19 protein-coding genes are annotated in these 17,887 nt (G+C 60.0%); 16 read left to right on the top strand and 3 right to left on the bottom strand.

What is annotated here, in order from left to right; genetic code table 11:
* Positions 1-78: 78 nt before the first annotated feature.
* The 13 genes from ABOK31_RS08650 to ABOK31_RS08590 all read left to right on the top strand — a co-directional run bounded on the left by ABOK31_RS08650 (position 79) and on the right by ABOK31_RS08590 (position 12,649).
* Positions 79-1,038 (top strand): nucleoside hydrolase, encoded by a 960-nt coding sequence (locus ABOK31_RS08650; protein WP_349958533.1) that lies wholly within the window; start codon positions 79-81, stop codon positions 1,036-1,038.
* 286 nt (positions 1,039-1,324) lie between these two features.
* Positions 1,325-2,173 carry a uroporphyrinogen-III C-methyltransferase gene (cobA, locus tag ABOK31_RS08645; RefSeq protein ID WP_349958532.1) on the top strand — a complete coding sequence of 283 codons (849 nt, stop codon included), beginning with the start codon at positions 1,325-1,327 and terminating at the stop codon, positions 2,171-2,173.
* Complete coding sequence (locus tag ABOK31_RS08640) at positions 2,170-3,477, top strand: cobyrinate a,c-diamide synthase (protein WP_349958530.1); 1,308 nt, start codon at positions 2,170-2,172, stop codon at positions 3,475-3,477. Before cobA ends, ABOK31_RS08640 begins: the two co-directional genes overlap by 4 nt.
* Complete coding sequence (gene cobD, locus ABOK31_RS08635) at positions 3,474-4,472, top strand: threonine-phosphate decarboxylase CobD (RefSeq protein WP_349958528.1); 999 nt, start codon at positions 3,474-3,476, stop codon at positions 4,470-4,472. Before ABOK31_RS08640 ends, cobD begins: the two co-directional genes overlap by 4 nt.
* A complete protein-coding gene (cbiB, locus tag ABOK31_RS08630) occupies positions 4,469-5,449 on the top strand; it encodes an adenosylcobinamide-phosphate synthase CbiB (RefSeq protein ID WP_174179653.1) in 981 nt (326 codons plus the stop codon). The genes cobD and cbiB overlap by 4 nt, the downstream gene beginning before the upstream one ends.
* A 117-nt stretch (positions 5,450-5,566) precedes the next feature.
* Positions 5,567-5,995 carry a L,D-transpeptidase gene (locus ABOK31_RS08625; protein ID WP_174179651.1) on the top strand — a complete coding sequence of 143 codons (429 nt, stop codon included), beginning with the start codon at positions 5,567-5,569 and terminating at the stop codon, positions 5,993-5,995.
* Positions 5,996-6,217: 222 nt separating this feature from the next.
* Complete coding sequence (locus tag ABOK31_RS08620) at positions 6,218-6,496, top strand: acyl carrier protein (protein WP_069613139.1); 279 nt, start codon at positions 6,218-6,220, stop codon at positions 6,494-6,496.
* A gap of 123 nt (positions 6,497-6,619) precedes the next feature.
* Positions 6,620-7,093, top strand: coding sequence for a 3-hydroxyacyl-ACP dehydratase FabZ family protein (locus tag ABOK31_RS08615; RefSeq protein WP_174179649.1), 474 nt, complete (start codon positions 6,620-6,622; stop codon positions 7,091-7,093).
* A 43-nt stretch (positions 7,094-7,136) separates the two neighbouring features.
* Positions 7,137-8,342: a beta-ketoacyl-ACP synthase gene (locus ABOK31_RS08610; protein ID WP_174179647.1), complete on the top strand. Its 1,206-nt coding sequence runs from the start codon at positions 7,137-7,139 to the stop codon at positions 8,340-8,342.
* Between the two features lie 10 nt (positions 8,343-8,352).
* Entirely contained in the window at positions 8,353-9,633 is a 1,281-nt protein-coding gene (locus tag ABOK31_RS08605; protein WP_174179646.1) for a beta-ketoacyl-ACP synthase, read from the top strand.
* A gap of 54 nt (positions 9,634-9,687) precedes the next feature.
* Complete coding sequence (locus tag ABOK31_RS08600) at positions 9,688-10,716, top strand: zinc-binding dehydrogenase (protein ID WP_349958524.1); 1,029 nt, start codon at positions 9,688-9,690, stop codon at positions 10,714-10,716.
* Positions 10,717-10,721: 5 nt separating this feature from the next.
* On the top strand, positions 10,722-11,654 hold the full coding sequence (locus ABOK31_RS08595; RefSeq protein WP_349958523.1) for a lipid A biosynthesis lauroyl acyltransferase: 933 nt from the start codon (positions 10,722-10,724) through the stop codon (positions 11,652-11,654).
* Positions 11,655-11,926: 272 nt separating this feature from the next.
* On the top strand, positions 11,927-12,649 hold the full coding sequence (locus ABOK31_RS08590; protein ID WP_349958521.1) for a PAS domain-containing protein: 723 nt from the start codon (positions 11,927-11,929) through the stop codon (positions 12,647-12,649).
* A 187-nt stretch (positions 12,650-12,836) separates the two neighbouring features.
* Here ABOK31_RS08590 and ABOK31_RS08585 read toward each other — a convergent pair whose 3' ends face one another.
* Positions 12,837-14,042 (bottom strand): GTP-binding protein, encoded by a 1,206-nt coding sequence (locus ABOK31_RS08585; RefSeq protein ID WP_349958519.1) that lies wholly within the window; start codon positions 14,040-14,042, stop codon positions 12,837-12,839.
* An 83-nt stretch (positions 14,043-14,125) separates the two neighbouring features.
* Positions 14,126-15,094 carry a zinc ABC transporter substrate-binding protein ZnuA gene (znuA, locus tag ABOK31_RS08580; protein WP_174179632.1) on the bottom strand — a complete coding sequence of 323 codons (969 nt, stop codon included), beginning with the start codon at positions 15,092-15,094 and terminating at the stop codon, positions 14,126-14,128.
* A gap of 100 nt (positions 15,095-15,194) precedes the next feature.
* Between znuA and ABOK31_RS08575 the strand changes: the two genes are divergently transcribed.
* Genes ABOK31_RS08575 through ABOK31_RS08565 form a run of 3 tightly spaced genes read left to right on the top strand, consistent with a single transcriptional unit; the run spans position 15,195 to position 17,297 of the window.
* Positions 15,195-16,082, top strand: coding sequence for a metal ABC transporter ATP-binding protein (locus tag ABOK31_RS08575; protein ID WP_349958517.1), 888 nt, complete (start codon positions 15,195-15,197; stop codon positions 16,080-16,082).
* The gene (gene znuB, locus ABOK31_RS08570) at positions 16,075-16,902 is read left to right on the top strand and encodes a zinc ABC transporter permease subunit ZnuB (protein ID WP_349958516.1); all 828 of its coding nucleotides are present in this window, start codon (positions 16,075-16,077) and stop codon (positions 16,900-16,902) included. Before ABOK31_RS08575 ends, znuB begins: the two co-directional genes overlap by 8 nt.
* Positions 16,899-17,297: a Fur family transcriptional regulator gene (locus tag ABOK31_RS08565; protein ID WP_075850764.1), complete on the top strand. Its 399-nt coding sequence runs from the start codon at positions 16,899-16,901 to the stop codon at positions 17,295-17,297. Before znuB ends, ABOK31_RS08565 begins: the two co-directional genes overlap by 4 nt.
* 51 nt (positions 17,298-17,348) lie before the next feature.
* Here ABOK31_RS08565 and ABOK31_RS08560 read toward each other — a convergent pair whose 3' ends face one another.
* A complete protein-coding gene (locus ABOK31_RS08560; protein ID WP_095435122.1) occupies positions 17,349-17,879 on the bottom strand; it encodes a gamma carbonic anhydrase family protein in 531 nt (176 codons plus the stop codon).
* Positions 17,880-17,887: the final 8 nt, after the last annotated feature.

Raw genomic sequence — 17,887 nt, 5'->3', positions numbered from 1 at the left:
GATAAGTCAAGCACGATCCGCCGCGGGAGGAAGTTTCCGGAAGATCAAGCTTATTCAGTATGTTGGTAAGGAAAAATCATGCATAAGGTCATTTATGATACGGATCCGGGCGTCGATGACGCCATGGCGCTTCTCTTCCTGCATCGTCACCCGAATATCGACCTTCTTGGCGTGACGACGGTTTTTGGCAACGCCTCAGTTGATACGACGACGCGCAACGCGCTGTTTCTGAAGCGCGAGTGGAATATTCCGTGCCCGGTCGCGCGCGGCGCCAGCGTCACTTTCGATCCCTCGCGGCAGGAACGGCCGTGGCCGACCGTCGTTCACGGTCATAACGGTCTCGGCGACATCGATGTGCCCGAGACGATCGACCTGCCGGCCGATCCGCGTCCGGCCTATCAGTTCATCATCGACACCGTCCGTGCCAATCCGGGTGAGGTGACCCTGGTCGCCGTCGGCCGCATGACAAATCTGGCCCTGGCGCTGAAGCATGATTCCGAAATCGCCTCGCTCGTGAAGGGTGTTGTGATCATGGGCGGTAATTTCTACGTACCGGGCAATGTCACTCCGGTCGCGGAAGCCAATATTCACGGCGATCCGGAAGCCGCCGATTTCATCATGAAGGCGCCCTGGAAGGTCGTCGTGGTCGGTCTCGACGTCACGTCGGTAACGACCATGAGCCGCAGCTATCTGGCTGACATGGCAAAGGCGGGCGGGCCGTCTGTGCAGCTGCTGTCCGACCTCTCGCAGTCCTATATCGATTTCTACAAGCATGCGGTCGAAGACGGCATGATGGTCCACGACAGCTGCGCCTGCGTCTATGTCGTGGCGCCCGAGCTGTTCGACACGATCGAGGGATCGATCCGCGTCGTCTGCGGCGGCATTGCCGATGGCCAGACGATCATCAAGCAGGATGGCCGCCGCTTCCCGCCGGGCGATTGGGACAATCTTCCGAGCCAGATCGCCTGCACCGGCATTCGCTCGCAGCAGGTTCTCGATCTGATCCGCGACGTGATTCTGGGCAAGGTGAAGCACTAAGCCCCGTGAAGGGGGCGATTGCGCCCCCTTCACAATTCGCTGAAGGCCATTCTCCAGCTCTATCAGGAGCCTATTTGAGTTTCCGGATATATTGAGTCCGGAACGCCATGCGATCGATCGACTATTTTTCCTTCCCTGTCGTCGTTGGAAAAGCCCATAGCGTGCTGTCGCTCATGCCGGGAGGGTGTGTGACGTAATGTTTGCGATGGGAGCGATGTCGAACCGAGATCGCCTTATCCCGTTCTCAACATTGCAATTTCGCCCATCCGGGCATAGGACACATGGGATGAACGATACCGCCTTTTCCAATCTGCCGGTCCTCGAGCCGGGGTCCGTCTGGCTTGTCGGCGCCGGGCCGGGCGATCCGGGGCTTTTGACCCTGCTGGCCGCCAAGGGATTGGCCGAGGCAGATATCATCGTGCATGATGCGCTCGTCAACGAAGATTGCCTGAAACTCGCGCGCCCAGGCGCCGTTCTGGAATATGCCGGCAAGCGCGGCGGCAAGCCGTCGGCCAAGCAACGGGATATCTCGCTGCGGCTGGTGGAGTTGGCGCGCGCCGGCAAGCGTGTTCTGCGGCTGAAGGGTGGCGATCCCTTCGTGTTCGGGCGCGGCGGCGAGGAAGCGCTGATGCTCGTCCAGCATGGCATTCCCTTCCGCATCGTGCCTGGTATTACGGCCGGGATTGGCGGTCTTGCCTATGCCGGTATTCCCGTGACCCATCGCGACGTCAACCACGCCGTCACCTTCCTGACCGGCCATGATTCGTCCGGTGTCGTACCGGATGCGATCGACTGGGAAGCAATCGGCAGAGGATCACCCGTCATCGTCATGTATATGGCGATGAAGCACATTGCCCAGATCAGCGCCAATCTCATCGCTGCCGGCCGCTCGGCTGACGAGCCTGTTGCCTTCGTTTGCAACGCGGCTACGCCCTCTCAACAGGTATTGGAAACGACGCTTGGGCTTGCGCTTCAAGATGTCGAAGCCTCCGGCCTCGAGCCGCCCGCGATTGTCGTTGTCGGCGAGGTGGTGAAACTGCGGCCGTCGCTCGATTGGTTGGGCGCGCTTTCAGGCCGCATGCTGGTGCCGGCAGCCGAAAGGCCGGGCGAAAGCGGACATAAGGTGCCGGCATGAGCGGCCTCCTGATCGCGGCACCCTCTTCCGGCTCCGGCAAGACCACATTTACGCTCGGTCTGCTGCGAGCGCTGCGAAACAAGGGTGTTGCGGTCGCATCCGGCAAGGCCGGACCGGACTATATCGATCCCGCCTTTCATGCGGCAGCGGTCGGATCAGCCTGCCTCAACTTCGATCCCTGGGCCATGCGCGCCGAACTCATTTCCGCGAACGCCGCGCTTCATCGTGCCGGCGGACGGATGCTCGTTATCGAGGGGATGATGGGCCTCTTCGATGGCGCTGCCGACGGCACGGGTACGCCGGCCGATCTCGCCGCCTTGCTCGGCCTGTCCGTTGTGCTCGTCGTCGATTGCTCGCGCATGTCGCAATCGGTTGCGGCCGTCGTCAGCGGGTTTGCCAATTTTCGCGCCGATATCCGCATCGCTGGTGTTGTGCTCAATCGCGTTGCCAGCGACAGGCATGAGAAAATGCTGCGTCAGGCATTAAATGCGGTGCGTATGCCCGTCGTCGCCGTTATCCGCAGTGATGCCAGCCTGGCATTGCCGGAGCGGCATCTCGGCCTGGTTCAGGCGGGAGAGCACGGGGCGCTCGAGCAATTTATCGAGGCGGCCGCGGAGGTCGTGTCGAAGGCCTGCGATTTCGAGCTGCTCTTGCGGGCGGCGCAGCAGCATGTCGTCCGTCCTTCGGTTGCCAATATCGCCCGCCTGATGCCGTTCGGCCAGCGCATTGCCGTAGCGCGGGATATCGCCTTCGCCTTCTGCTACGAGCATATGCTGCTCGGCTGGAAGCGACGCGGCGCGGAAATATCCTTCTTTTCGCCGCTCGCGGACGAAGCCCCTTCGGCCGACGCCGATGCCGTCTATCTGCCGGGCGGCTATCCGGAATTGCATGCCGAAAAGCTTGCCGCCGCCCAGCATTTCAAGGGTGGTTTGAAGGCAGCGGCGGCGCGCGGTGCGCGCATCTATGGCGAGTGCGGCGGGTACATGGTGCTTGGCGAGGGTCTTGTGGATGCGGCAGGCGTCCGTCACGGGATGCTCGGCCTCTTGCCCGTCGTGACCAGCTACGAGAAACGGCAGCGTCATTTAGGCTATCGGCGCGTGGTGCCGCTTGCCGGTTCCTTCTTTGAGAAGCCGATGACGGCGCATGAGTTTCACTATTCGACGATCGTATCGGAAGGCGAGGCGGACCGCCTGTTTGCGGTCAGGGACGCGCTCGATAGCGATCTCGGTGCAGCTGGTCTGCAACGCGCCAATGTCGCCGGTTCCTATATGCACCTGATCGATCTCGCCGGTGAAGCCGCATGACCAACAGGATCATCCATGGCGGCGGCATCACTGCGGCGGCGCGCCAATATGGCGGACGTCCGGAGGAATGGCTGGATCTGTCGACCGGCATCAACCCCAATCCGGTTTCGTTGCCCGAGATTCCCATTGCCGCATGGCATCGGCTGCCCGATCAATACTTGCAGGAGCGGGCGCGTGAGGCGGCGAGTGGCTATTATCGCAGCGGCGATATCTCGCCATTGCCGGTTCCCGGCACGCAATCGGTCATCCAATTGCTTCCGAGGTTCGTGACCGGCGGCAGTGTCGCGATCCTCTCGCCGACCTATGGCGAATATGCGCGCGCCTTCACGCTGGCCGGCCTGCAGGTTCGCCAGGTTTCGACAATTGCCGAACTCACCGCCGCCGACAGCCTCGTGGTCGCCGTCAACCCGAACAATCCCGATGGGCGGACCCTGTCGGTCGAGCAGCTGCGGGAGCTGCATGACAGGCAGCGCAAGCACGACGGCATTCTTCTGGTCGACGAGGCTTTCGGCGATATCGAACCGAAGGCAAGCATGGCGCCTTTTGCCGCCGCGATGCCGAACCTCATTATCTTCCGTTCCTTCGGAAAATTTTTCGGCCTGGCCGGCCTGCGGCTGGGTTTCGTGATTGCTGAAGCCTCGATCATGGCTCGTTTCGAGGATTGGCTCGGGCCCTGGGCGGTTTCCGGCCCGGCCCTTTCGATTGCAGCTTCCCTCATGGAAAGCGACACAAGCGCCATCCGAAACCGCATTCTTCACCGGCATTCGGCGCTGGAGGCGGTTCTCCAGCGCTCGAGGCTGGATGTCGCGGGAGGCACGGCCCTATTTGCACTGGTTGCAGACGACCGCGCCGAGGGCATATATACGCATCTCTGCCGTCATCATATTCTGGTCCGCAAGTTCGATTATGCGCGCAATTGGCTGCGTTTCGGGCTGGCTCTGGACGAGGGGGCGGACGAAAGACTCGCCGGGGTACTAAAGGATTATTCGCCATGACCGCCGACGAACATTTGCTCATTCTGGTCCTTGCTTTGCTGCTCGATCGCATCGTCGGCGATCCCGACTGGCTTTGGCAGCGCTTTCCGCATCCGGTCGTGCTGTTCGGCAACGCGATTTCATCTTTCGACCGCCGGTTCAACGCAAAACACCTGCCGGGCGTCCTGCGCCGTCGCAACGGGCTTATGTCGATCGTCGCGCTGCTCATGGGAGCCGTGATCGCCGGCTGGGCCATTCATGGGTTTCTTGCCTTCTTCGGCTGGCTCGGTATCTTGGTCGAGGCTGCGCTTGTGGCGGTTTTCATGGCGCAGAAAAGCCTTGCCGATCATGTCGGCGAGGTGTCGCGGGCATTGCGTTCCGATGGTCTCGAAGGTGGGCGTCTTGCCGTATCGCGTATCGTTGGCCGCGATCCCGAGACGCTGGATGAGCCGGGTATCTGCCGTGCGGCTATCGAAAGCCTTGCCGAGAACTTTTCCGACGGCGTCGTCGCTCCGGCGCTGTGGTACGGCGTTTTCGGCCTGCCGGGCCTGTTTTTCTACAAGATGCTCAACACCGCCGATTCGATGATCGGCCACAAATCCGAGACCTATGTCGATTTCGGCCGGGCCGCCGCGCGCCTCGACGATATCGCCAACTGGCCGGCCGCGCGTCTGTCCATCCTGCTGATTGCTGCCGGTGCTCTGATCAAACGAGGAATCTCCGCGCTTGGAAATGCCATCCGCATCGCCGTCCGCGATGGCGGGTTGCATCGTTCGCCCAATTCCGGCAGGCCCGAGGCCGCCATGGCCGGTGCGCTTGATATCCAGCTCGCCGGCCCGCGAATCTATGGCGGCGAGCTCGTGCGCGAGCCGATGATCAACGGCGCCGGCCGGGACACTGCTACGGTCAACGATATCGAATCCGGCATTTCCATCTTCTATTCCGCATGCTCGATGCTGACGCTTCTCGCTTTCCTGGGATTCCTGCTGCTGCTGTGAGTGCCCCAAATTAAGCAATCGCTCACTATATGTATTAATTTGGTATAATCAGCATAGCGATAGACTCTCCCATCGTCTGAATTGCTTCGAGAGGAAGCAAACAGTCGGAGGGGCAAGATGAAGCGTATCGCGTTGGCAGTAACGGCATGTCTGTGCATGCAATTCCACACCGTTTCGGCCCATGCCGGAACTGTTGTTGCAGTGGTCGATCTTCGATCGCAAACAATGACCGTTTCCGAGGATGGAGCTCTGAAGTATCGCTGGCGAGTGTCGACGGCGCGTAGAGGCTATGTGACGCCGACCGGCTCCTACACGGCCAAGTGGCTGTCGAAAGATCACCGCTCGAAGAAATATGACGATGCGCCGATGCCTTATGCGGTGTTCTTCAATGGCGGCTATGCCATTCACGGCACCTATGAGGTGCGGCAACTCGGCCGGCCGGCATCGCATGGCTGCGTGCGGCTCGATACCCGCAATGCCGCCACCTTCTTCGCGATGGCATCGGATGCCGGGCTTCACAATACCCGTATCGTGATCAGCGAGTGATCTTTCGCCAACCGGCGTGCTTCGTCATCGCGGTTTGGCCGCAATGCTGCCGCATCTCGCGTCCATGTCGCGCACAATTTCGTCATTGTGACGCAACTGTCATTTTTGCTGTTTGCGCAACAGTGGCTTGCCAAATTGCCGGGGTTTCTGGTGGAAACCATTGGCTTTTGGAATGGATTTCCCTATGAGGGGGATGAATTATTATTTCAAGAGGTATGGGCAGTGACTGCTACATTTGACAAAGTTGCCGACATCATCGCTGAAACCAGCGAAATCGACCGTGACACGATCACCCCGGATAGCCACACGATCGACGACCTCGGCATCGACAGCCTGGACTTCCTGGATATCGTTTTCGCGATCGACAAGGAATTCGGCATCAAGATCCCGCTCGAGCAGTGGACGCAGGAAGTCAACGAAGGCAAGGTCTCGACCGAAGAGTACTTCGTGCTGAAGAATCTCTGTGCCAAGATCGATGAGTTGCGCGCCGCCAAGGGCTGAGCGACATCCTTGCATTTTTTTGACGCCCAGCCGCCTTTGAATATGGCGGCCGGGCGGTTTCATTCTTAAATAGCGTATCCCGCCCGCAGCATCCTGCCTTGCCGGGTTGGATCGGAGGCGTTGATGCTGCTGGAATATTTCCAGATGATCGACAGGATCGAGTCCGTCGATCTGTCCAAAGGTCATTTGAAGGCTCGTTCCGTCGTTCCGGCGAAAAGCCCGGTCTTCGAAGGCCATTTCCCAGGCATGCCGCTCGTTCCTGGCGTTCTCCTTATCGAAACGATGGCGCAGGCCTCGGGTATGCTGGTGCTTGCGGCGACGAAATTTACCTATATGCCGTTTCTGATGTCGGTCGATGGCGCCAAGATGCGCACCTTCGTGGAGCCGGAAGCCGAACTCGATATCGAGGCCGATCTGGAACATGAGGGCTCGGGCTTCGCCGTCACCAAGGCGCGCATCGCCATTGCCGGAAAGAAGGTTTGCGATGCGCAGTTGAAGCTGCGCACCATGCCGTTTAATGAGGTGCCGCTCGGCGATATCGTGCGTAAGCGGGCAGGCGAGGTCGGGCTTCTCGACGCGATCGCCGCCAACGGTTGATGCTGCCGGCTTGATCGGCGCCGCATTCGAAGAGGATTGATGAATGAGCAAGGCTCAGAATGATGTGGTCATCACGGGTATTGGCATTGTTACCTGCCAAGGCGTTGGCAAGGACGCGCATGTCGCCCTGCTGAAGGCGGACAAGGCGCCGCCGACCATCGTCGAAACCGAGAAATTCAAGCCCTATCCCGTGCATCCGCTGCCTGAGATCGACTGGTCGCAGCAGATTCCGAAGCGCGGCGATCAGCGCCAGATGGAAAACTGGCAGCGCATCGGCGTCTTCACCGCCGGTCTCGCTCTCGACGATGCCGGCTTCAAGGATGATCTGGAAGCCTGCGGCACCATGGATATGATCGTTGCAGCTGGCGGCGGCGAGCGCGACACCAATGTCGACACGCTGATCGTCAACGAAGGCCTCAAGCGCAACGACCGTGAGCTGCTCTTGAACGAGAAGCTCACCACCGAATTGCGGCCGACCCTGTTCCTGGCGCAGCTCTCGAACCTGCTTGCCGGCAACATTTCGATCGTCCACAAGGTCACGGGTTCGTCGCGCACCTTCATGGGCGAAGAAGCCTCCGGCATTTCCGCCGTCGAAACAGCGTTCCATCGCATCAAGTCGGGCGAGTCGAGCCATGCCCTGGTAGGCGGCGCATTTTCCGCCGAGCGGCTCGACATGATCCTGCTGATCGAATCGATCAACGCGCATGCAATCGGCGACTGGCATCCAATCTGGTCGCGCAAGCCGCAAGACGGCGGCGGCATGATCATGGGATCGCTGAGCGCCTTCCTCGTTCTTGAATCGCGTGCGCATGCCGAAGGTCGCGGCGCGCATATCTATGCGACCATCGATGCGGTCGAGGGCGATCGCGGCCGGCGCGACGAGGGCAAGTTCGAAGCGCGGCTGGAGCGCATGCTCGCGCCTGCCAAGCAAGGGGCAGGCGAGACGACCATTGTTTTCTCCGGCACGTCGGCGATCTCCGATCTTGCTCAACGCGAAAAGGCGGTACTCGAAGCGCAGCTTCCGGGCTCGGCCATTCGTGCCTATTCCGGCGTTTCCGGCCATGGACTAGAAAGCCAATTCCCGCTTGGGCTTGCCTTTGCGGCACTCGCTGTGGCCAATCAGGCCAAGGTGCCGCCTTTCGATGCCGCACATGAAAAGCCGATGGCGACGGGTGCCCGCAAGGCCGTAGTCACGACTGTCGGCCATGCGCGCGGCGAAGGCATCGCCGTACTATCAGCTGAAGCGTGAGGAACAGGACATGACCGCTTACAAGGATCATCTCGGACGTCCGATCGTCGCCGTCACCGGCATGGGGATCATCACGTCGCTGGGGCAGGGCCTGCAGGATAACTGGAATGCGCTGTCTTCGGGCACGTCGGGCATTCACGGCATCACGCGCTTCCCGACGGACGGGCTTTCGACACGCATCGCCGGCACGGTGGATTTCATCGATATTCCCGTTCCGAATGCCGTCGAGCGCTCCTACGCTTTTGCCCGCGAAACGACCATCGAAGCTTTGGCTCAGGCCGGCATTTCCGGTGATTTCGACGCGCCGCTCTTCCTGGCCGCGCCACCGATCGAACCAGAATGGAGCGCCCGCTTCGAATTGGCCGACCGCTCTCCTCCGGCAGATCATGATGGCGATGCCTATGAGCGCTTCCTCGCCGCCATGCGCCAGCGCCCGGATCCCGCTTTCCACGAAGCCGCTCTTTTCGGCGCCATTTCCGAGCGTCTTGCCGACCGTTTCGGCACCCGCGGGCTGCCGGTAACGCTGTCGACGGCCTGTGCATCGGGCGTAACCGCGATTCAACTCGGCATCGAGGCAATCCGCCAGGGCCGCACCACGCGGGCGCTGACAGTTGCGACCGACGGCTCGCTGAGCGCCGAAGCACTGATCCGCTTCTCGCTGTTGTCGGCGCTGTCGACGCAGAACGATCCGCCGACCAAGGCGTCCAAGCCGTTCAGCAAGGATCGTGACGGCTTCGTCATCGCCGAAGGCGCTGCGACGCTGGTGCTGGAATCGCTCGAGGCGGCTGTTGCGCGCGGCGCGAAGATCCTCGGCATCATGAAGGGCGCCGGCGACAAGGCCGATTCCTTCCACCGCACCCGTTCTTCGCCCGACGGCGGCCCGGCGATCGCGACGATCCGTGCTGCATTGGCCGATGCCGGCATGGCGGAGACCGATATCGGCTATATCAATGCTCACGGCACCTCGACTCCGGAAAACGACAAGATGGAATATGGCGCCATGTCCGCCGTCTTCGGCGAGCGGCTTCCGAGCATTCCGGTCTCGTCGAACAAGTCGATGATCGGCCATACGCTGACAGCGGCGGGCGCGGTCGAGGCAGTGTTCTCGCTGCAGACCATGCTGACCGGCACGCTGCCGCCGACCATCAACTACAACAACCCCGATCCGTCGATCGACCTCGACGTGGTGCCGAACAAGAAGCGTGAAAAGCAGGTGAATGCCGTTCTTTCGAACTCTTTCGGGTTCGGTGGTCAGAACGCCAGCCTTGTCATGGCGCTTGAACCGGCTTAATCGGACCTTTGAATAACAGATACTAACTGCGCCCGAGAGGCGAGGGACTTTGCCATGCGTGCTTTGCAACTGATCGACGACCGCAAACTTGAGATCACCGATCTGCCGGAGCCGGAGGCGCCGGGTGCCGGTGAGGTGACTTTGCGCGTCAAGGCCGTCGCTCTCAATCACATTGACGTCTGGGGCTGGCGCGGCATGGCGTTCGCCAAGCGCAAGATGCCGCTGGTCATCGGCGCGGAAGCTGCCGGCGTGGTCGAGGCGATCGGCCCGGGCGTCGCCAATGTCCTGCCGGGTCAGCTGGTGTCGATCTACGGCGCACGCACTTGCGGTCTCTGCCGCCATTGCCGCGAGGGACGCGACAATCTATGCGAACATGTCGGCGGCGTGCACGGCTTCCATCTTGATGGCTTCGCGCAGGAGAAGGTCAATTTGCCGGCCCGCCTGCTGGTTCCGGCCCCTCCCGGCGTCGACGCGATCGGTGCTGCTCTTGCGCCCGTTACCTTCGGCACGGTCGAGCACATGCTGTTCGACAATGCCAAGCTCGAACCCGGCGAGACGATCCTCGTTCATGCCGGCGGTTCAGGCATTGGCACGGCTGCCATCCAGCTTGCTAAGAAGATCGGCTGCACCGTCATTACCACGGTCGGCTCTGACGACAAGATCGAGAAGGCCAAGGCGCTGGGTGCCGATCACGTCATCAACTATCGCACGGACCGCTTCGAGGGTGTCGTGCGCAAGCTGACGAAGAAGAAGGGCGTCGACGTCGTTTTCGAGCATGTCGGCAAGGATACCTGGGCCGGCTCCATGCTCTGCATGAAGCGTGGCGGCCGTCTCGTCACTTGTGGTTCGACCTCAGGCGTTTCGACCGAAATGAACCTAATGATGCTCTTCCAGCAGCAGCTTAAGCTGCTCGGCTCCTTCGGCTGCCGCATGGAGAACATGGCCAATGCCATGCAGAAGATGGCACGTGGCCTCGTACACCCGGTCATCGATACCGAAGTTGGCTTCAATGACATCGATCGGGCGCTGGAACGGATGGAATCGCGTCAGATCTTCGGCAAGATCATCCTGAAGATGGATTGAGCCGCGTGAAGCTCTTCATCACCCGGATCGTCCTTGCGCTCAGAAATTTCCAGCAGTGGCTGGTGGCGCAGTTCATTTTCGGATTTCTGAATTTCCTGAAGCTGTTTCCGGCTGATGCGGGCATCAATTTCGCCGATCGGCTGACCCGAAAGATCGGTCCGCGCATGCGCCGGCATCAATTGATGCTGACCAATCTGCGCAATGCCTTTCCGGAAAAGAGCGAGGCGGAGATCGAGGAAATTGCGCGCGCAAGCTGGGGCAATATGGGCCGGCTGGCGGCGGAATACGTCTTTCTCGACCGGCTTTTCGACTTCGATCCCCATAGCGACAAGCCGGGCCGCATCGAAGTTTCGGGCATCCCTCTCTTCCTTGACCTCAGGGACAATCCACGGCCCTTCATCGTCTTTACCGGGCATACCGGTAATTTCGAGCTGCTGCCGGTTGCCGGCGCCGCCTTCGGTCTGAAGGTGACGGTGCTCTTTCGCCCGCCGAACAATCCCTATGTCGCTCAGAAGGTTTTCGACTTTCGCGCCAAGCGCATGGGCAATCTCGTGCCCTCCCATGCCGGCTCGTCGTTCAGCCTGGCGCGCGAGCTGGAGGCAGGTCGCGGCGTCGGCGTGCTGGTCGACCAGAAATTCCGTAAGGGTTTGAAGACCTTGTTCTTCGGCAGGGACGTGAAAACCAATCCGCTGCTGCCGAAGCTCGTGCGTCAGTTCAATTGCGAGGTTTATCCGGCCCGCTGCATCCGCCTACCGAACAATCGCTACCGGCTGGAGATCGAGCCGAAGCTCGAAATGCCGCGCAACGAAGCCGGCGGTCTCGATCTGACCGCAACGGCACAGATGCTGAACGACAAGGTCGAGAGCTGGGTGCGGGAAAACCCCGAACAGTGGCTCTGGTATCATGACCGCTGGAATATCAAGAAGAGCGTTTTCTAGGCATCCATTTCGGCGCGTTACAGACAGTTCTGCATGTATATTTGCATCCGGTCTTCATGCAGTCATTACGCCCAGTAAGCCTTGCATTTCAGAAAGTTCTCCTTTCCCGAGAACTTCCGCTCATCTGGATTGAAAGTGGGGGTAAGTCATGTTAATTCACAATACAGAAAGTTTGGTGAGAAAGCGGACACCAAGCTGAATATCCTTGGGCATGGCAACGCCGGGAAACGAGGCCCCTGCGTCCTGTTATGTTCTGGGACAGGAGGGCAATTTTGCTGGCACTCTTTCATGCCTTCTCCACGAAATGTAATCAGATTCAGCGTGCGATAAAACTTGGCGATGATGAGCTTGTAGCTTCACTTGATCGCGAATTGGAGCCACTTATCGCGGCTATTCTGGCTTATAAGGCAACGAGTCTGCTTGAAATTTACATGCAGCTCCAGTTCATGAACAATCTCATCCGGGAAGAATCGGATGATCGCTCGCGAGTGATGCGCAATTCTGCATCGCTTTCGGTGCTGATCGATCGTTATTTCGGCGGCGCTAACGAAGCGGCGGGCGAAGTTCTTAGGGCCTTTTCAAGCGAGAAGGTCGATCGCGACGATGCGTTCGGCTTCGAAGAAGGGAGCGTCCTGAATGATGTCATCCTCGACAGCCTCCCCGATCGTGTTGCCGTCGTCACGCGGGATTATCGCTACCTCTACAGCAATGCCGCCAACGCGGAGTTTCTGAAGTCGAAGCCGATGGAACTCGTGGGACGTCACATCTCGGAATTCGTCGGTGCGGAAGATTTCGAAAGCAGCCTGAAGGCGAAGCTCGATGCCTGCTTAACCGGGGAGAAGGTGGAGTGCCTTTATCCCTCCTATCGCCAGATCGAACCCGGCAAGGTATTTCACTGCACCATGACGCCGTTGCGCGCCAAAACGGAAGTGATCGGCGCCTTGCTCGTGATGCACGAGATCATCGCCGTTCCCGCAGGCATGCTGGTGGCCTGAACTCGCGTTCAGGCCCCAAATAGCAGTTTTCCAATCATGTCGGACATTGGGCGAAGGTCGGCTTCGCCTGATTTTGCGCTGTCTCGATCCGTTTCGACCGTATCGAACTGCGATCTATCGTCCGACTGTTCGTTATCGGTGCTGCATTCGAAGCAATGACAGCGGAATCTGATTACCTTCGGCTTTTTCATGCTGCCGGTCTGTTCCAGCTGGCGAATGGATCGGGCAGATCTCGCCAACGTTCCGGCGTGAAGCGGTCAGCCTCGACCAGGCAGGCATCCAATTCTGCCGTGATCTGCTGCTCGCTCATCGGATCGGCGCCGATGAACACCAGCTCCTGGCGGCGGTCACCCCAGATCGGGTCAAGATAGGGCGCCAGAGCGCGCTTGAAGCCCGGATCGCGCGGCCATTGGTCCTGGGGAACGGCTGCCCACCAGAGGCCCATCTTGCTCGTGCGGACAAGCGCGCCGGCCTGGCTCATCTCTCCGACGTAATAGGGTCGAGTGGCGAGCCAGAAGAAGCCCTTGGCGCGGACGACGCCCGGCCATGAGCGATTGAGAAAGCCCTGGAACCTAAGTGGATCGAAGGGTTTCTTCGCGCGATAGACGAAGGAGCGGATGCCATATTCCTCGGTTTCGGGAACGTGATCCTTGAAGCCGTGCAATTCCTTGTACCAGAGCGGATGGGTTTCGGCGCGATCGATGTCGAAACGACCGGTGCCGAGAACCTCGGCTGGCTCCACTGCGCCGAAGTCGGCTTCGATGAGCCGCGCATCGGGATTGAGGCCGACAATGATCTTGCGAGCTGCGTCGCGTTGCTCAGCCGTTGCCGAGCCGACCTTGTTCAGAATGACGACATCGGCAAATTCGATCTGCTCAACCAGCAGGTCGACTATGGTCCTGTTGTCGCCATCGCCGGCAGTTTCTCCGCGATCGGCAAGAAAATCCGTCGACCCATAGTCGGCAAGAAGGTTGGCTGCGTCCACCACGGTCACCATCGTATCGAGCCGGGAGACATCCGAAAGGCTGTTGCCGCCCTCATCGCGGAACTCGAAAGTGGTGGCGACGGGCAAGGGCTCGGCGATGCCGGTCGATTCGATCAGCAGGTAGTCGAAACGATCCTGCTCTGCGAGTTGCCGGACTTCCTTCAGCAGGTCGTCGCGCAGCGTGCAACAGATGCAGCCATTGGTCATCTCTACAAGCTGCTCCTCCGTGCGGGAGAGATTGGCGCCTCCGTCGCGCACCAGCGCCGCATCGATGTTCACTTCGCTCATATCGTTGACGATCACGGCAACGCGCAAACCTTCTCGATTGTTGAGGATATGGTTGAGTAGTGTCGTCTTGCCCGCGCCGAGAAAACCGGAGAGGACGGTGACTGGGAGCTTCTTGTTCATGGCAACCTTTTTTGTAATGTAATATCATTACATTTATTGTAATGAAAAAAGCGAACAAGGCGCTCGCTTTTTTTCGGAGATGTTCAGCCTTGCGCTGAAAGGCAGGTTTTCAGGGAACTTGCGATACCGCGCATCAGGTCGAAATATAGATCCGGTCCCTGCGGCAGCGTTGCGGCCTCCGGGTCGAGGACGCCCGACTTTGCCGATGTGCCCTCCAGCACCACATTGACCAGCTTCGGCTCGAATTGCGGCTCGGCAAAGACGCAGGTCGCACCGAGATCTGCGACCTTGCTATGGATTTCCGCGACGCGCTGTGCGCCCGGAATGGTTTCAGGGCTGACGGTGATCGAGCCTGAGACGCGCACGCCGTAGCGATGCTCGAAATACTGGTAGGCATCATGAAAGACGATGAAGGGCTTGTCCTTCACCGGAGCAACCGTGGTGGCGATTTCCGTATCCAGGGCGTCAAGCTTGTCGTTCAGCGCTTTCTGGTTTGCTTCATAGGTGAGCGCATTGGCGGGATCGGCGGCAACCAGCGAGGTCGTGATTTCCGCAACCATCGCCTTGGCGTTATGGGGATCCAGCCAGAGATGGGTGTCGAACTCGCCGTGATCATGGCCATGGGCGTGATCGTCACCGGTATCATGCTCGTCGCCGTCGTCATGCGGTTCGAAAGCGCCGCCTTCGCGGAACTTGAGTTTGGTGATGCCCGGTGCGTCATCGAGCTCGACGACGGTGGCGTTGGCGCCGAGAGAGGCGAGCGGCTTCTGCAGGAAGGCTTCCATGCCCGGTCCGACCCAGAAGACCACTTGTGCCTGCTGGAGGCTGCGGGCATTCGACGGCTTGAACGCGTAAGTGTGCGGCGAGGCGGCGCCATCGACGATCAGATCCGGCGTCCCGACCCCTTGCATGATCGCGGCGACCAGCGAATGGATGGGTTTGATGGAGACGACCACGCGCGGGGCGTCGGCCGCGGTGGCAGCCGTGCTCACAAGCAGACCTGAGAGGAGAAGGGAGGCGGCGACGGGAAGAAAGGCTTTTGCTGCGTTCATGCGATAAATGCCCTTGAATGGGTCTGTTATGTTATTACATCAATTGCGTTATGCTATAACGTGTGCGATAGCATGGCGCAATAGTGCAATTGGAAATTTCATGCTTTCTTCCATCGACAGCAAGAGCCGGCCGCTGGTGTCGCTCCATGATGTCGGCGTCCGTCGCGGAGGCCGCTGGCTGGTGCGCGGCGTCGATTTTTCCGTCAGTCGCGGCGAGATCGTCACCCTGATCGGCCCGAACGGCTCCGGCAAATCCACCAGCGCCAAAGCAGCGATCGGTGTGCTGAAGCCGGATGAAGGGCGTGTCGATCGCATTGCCGGCCTCAAGGTCGGCTATGTCCCGCAGAAGCTTGCCATCGATTGGACCTTGCCGCTTAGCGTGCAGCGCTTGATGACGCTGACGGGACCTTTGTCGGAACGCGAGCTGATCGGCGCTTTGGAGTCGGTCGGCATTGCCCATCTTGCGAAAGCAGAGGTGCAGCATCTTTCCGGCGGCGAGTTCCAGCGGGCGCTCTTGGCGCGCGCCATCGCCCGCAAGCCCGATCTGCTTGTTCTTGACGAGCCTGTACAGGGAGTCGATTTCAACGGCGAGATCGCGCTTTACGATCTCATCAAGTCGATCCGGAATACATCGGGTTGCGGCATCCTGTTGATTTCGCATGATTTGCATGTCGTCATGGCGGCGACCGATACAGTGGTTTGCCTGAACGGTCATGTCTGCTGCCGCGGCACGCCGCAGACCGTCAGCCAGAGCCCCGAATATGTGAAGCTGTTCGGCACGCGAGCAGCGCAGTCGCTTGCGATCTACAGCCATCATCACGATCACACGCATCTGCCTGATGGACGCGTGCAGCACGCGGACGGCTCGATCACGGATCACTGCCATGCCGATGACGGCCACCACCATCATGAGCATAGCGATCATCACCACGATCACGATGATCATCATCACGGCCATGGCCATGCCGAGGGAGAGCGTCATGTTTGACGATTTCTTCCTGCGCGCCGTCGTGGCCGGCGTTGGACTAGCGCTGACGACTGGGCCGCTCGGCTGCTTCATCATCTGGCGTCGCATGGCCTATTTCGGCGATACGATCTCGCATTCGGCATTGCTCGGCGTGGCGCTGTCGCTGCTTTTTCAACTGAATCTCACGCTGTCCGTCTTCGCGGTCGCAGCGCTCGTCTCGATCCTGCTGCTCTTCCTGCAGCGGCGGCAGGCGCTTTCGGCGGATGCGCTGCTCGGTATTCTCTCGCATGCGACGCTCGCGATCGGCCTGGTTATCGTCGCTTTCATGAGCTGGGTGCGGATCGATCTCATCGCCTTCCTCTTCGGCGACATCCTGGCCGTCAGCCAGTCCGATATCGCGGTGATCTGGGGCGGCGGCATCTTCGTGCTGGCGGCGATCGCCTGGCTTTGGCGGCCGCTGCTGGCCTCGACGGTCAATCCCGAGCTTGCCGAGGCTGAAGGGTTGCGGCCGGAGCGAGCGCGGCTGCTCTTCATGCTGCTGATGGCCGTGGTAATCGCGATCGCCATGAAGATCGTCGGCATTTTGCTTATCACCGCGCTGCTGATCATTCCCGCCGCCACGGCGCGCCGCTTTGCCGCCACTCCGGAGACGATGGCGATCTTCGCTTCGCTGCTCGGCGCCATCGCCGTTGTCGGCGGCCTTTTCGGATCGCTGCGCTACGACACGCCGTCCGGGCCTTCAATCGTCGTCGCGGCGCTCGTCTTGTTTATCATCAGTCTGCTGCCCCTCGTTCGCAGGGCCGGCACGCCAGCGGCGCAACAGAGAGGACAGTCATCATGACCACTCCGATGCTCACCAAGAACCAGTCCCTTGTTTTCGATGTTCTGACCAAGGCGGAAGCGCCGCTCAGCGCCTATACCATTCTCGACAAGCTGCGCGATCAGGGTTTTCGCGCGCCGCTGCAGGTCTATCGCGCGCTGGACAAGTTGCTGGAATATGGCGTGGTGCACCGGCTTGAGAGCATCAACTCCTTCGTTGCCTGTGCGCATCCGCATGAGGATTGCCACAGCCATGGCCTCGTTGCCTTCGCCATCTGCGAAAGCTGCGGCCAGGTGATCGAATTCCACGATCACGAGGTCGATCACCGGCTGATGGACTGGCTGAAATCGCAAAAGTTCAAGGCGGAGAAGTCGACCATCGAAATTCGCGGCCATTGCGCCAATTGCGCGGCCTGAGCTGCGAACCGCAGCTTATTCCAAGCTCGGTCAAGTTCTTATAAGAAATTTCTAATCTAATCTTTTAAGATCACGCGCGAAGCGCTGCCAATTGGCGACGTAATGCTGGGCTGAGCGGCGCAGGCCTTCGATTGCCGTCTCATCCAGCGTGCGGATCGCTCTTGCCGGTGCGCCGACGATCAGGGAGCCATCCGGGAATTCCTTGCCTTCGGTGACGAGCGCATTGGCGCCGACCAGGCAATTATTGCCGATCTTCGCGCCGTTCAGAATGGTTGCCCCCATGCCGATCAGCGAATTGTTGCCGATGGTGCAGCCATGGATGATGGCATGATGGCCGATGGTGCAGCCTTCGCCGATCGAAACTGGAAAGGCCGGATCGGTGTGGATCATCGTGCCTTCCTGAATATTCGTCGCCTTGCCTATGGCGATCAGTTCATTGTCGCCGCGCAGCACAGAGCCGAACCAGATGCCGACATCCTCGCCGATCTCGACCTTACCGATGACGCTTGCATCCGGTGCGATCCAATATCGGTCCGGACCGGGCGTTTTCGGCGTCAGGCCTGCGAGGGCATAGAGCGGCATGGTCGATT

Origin of the sequence: Rhizobium sp. ZPR4 (genome assembly GCF_040215725.1) — a bacterium.
GTDB lineage: Bacteria > Pseudomonadota > Alphaproteobacteria > Rhizobiales > Rhizobiaceae > Rhizobium > Rhizobium rhizogenes_D.
Note: the sequence above shows the minus strand (reverse complement) of the source record. Positions and strands in the feature narration are given on the sequence as shown.